Origin of the sequence: Massilia mucilaginosa, assembly GCF_011682145.1 — a bacterium.
Classification (GTDB): domain Bacteria; phylum Pseudomonadota; class Gammaproteobacteria; order Burkholderiales; family Burkholderiaceae_D; genus Telluria_A; species Telluria_A mucilaginosa.
Window position 1 is genome coordinate 1 of the sequence record NZ_WHJH01000180.1, and the last position, 637, is coordinate 637.

At 52.9% G+C, this 637-nt stretch carries 1 protein-coding gene; it reads left to right on the forward strand.

Annotated features, from left to right (window positions below; translation table 11 throughout):
- The coding region (locus F2P45_RS35845; RefSeq protein ID WP_223164919.1) for a hypothetical protein at positions 1 to 213 on the forward strand (213 nt) is incomplete at its 5' end.
- Between the last annotated feature and the right edge of the window lie 424 nt (positions 214 to 637).

A 637-nucleotide genomic window follows, 5' to 3' on the forward strand; every position in this document is an offset into this window, starting at 1 on the left:
ATCGCGGCAACGTGCTTCTCCCAAAAAACGGTCGTGTTTTCCATGCTTGCTCCGGTATCAAATCGAAGTAGCAAGAATGCGGAAATTCGGATTAGCCAGCAAGTCTGGGGTTTATGGAGCGCTTACGTTGAATCCAATCTAAAGGCGCTACCAGGGGTTTTCAAGGCCTTGAAAAAGTCGATTTTTTGCCCAATGCACCGAAAAATAGTTTGAAAATTGTTTGATGCGGCAAAAACAATTCAGCGGCAAAGTCACGCGGTGAAGCGGGTTGGCGGCGCTTGCACATGGGCAAGCAAACGCGCTAGTGTTGTCCCTATTGCCGGCGCGCCTACTGCGGAAAAGTGTCTCGTTTGGGGGGCTCGTTTTGTCTCGTTTTGTCTCATTCTGTCTCGTTTGAGAAGCGGTGCCGGGCCTTGGTTCAAACGAGACAGAATGAGACAAAACGAGACAGAATCAGACAGCGAAACGAGACGGTTTGCCGCAGTGAACCGTCCGGCAATTGGGACAAGGCGTAAGCGGCCAGCGGCCCCACCTGTACAGCCTGTCTAGCGCTAAGTAAAGTCGGGGAATGGCAGCAGCGAATCAATCTGGCTGTTGGGGCACGTCGGGAGACGTTCCAGCACGATGGCCAGCCAGC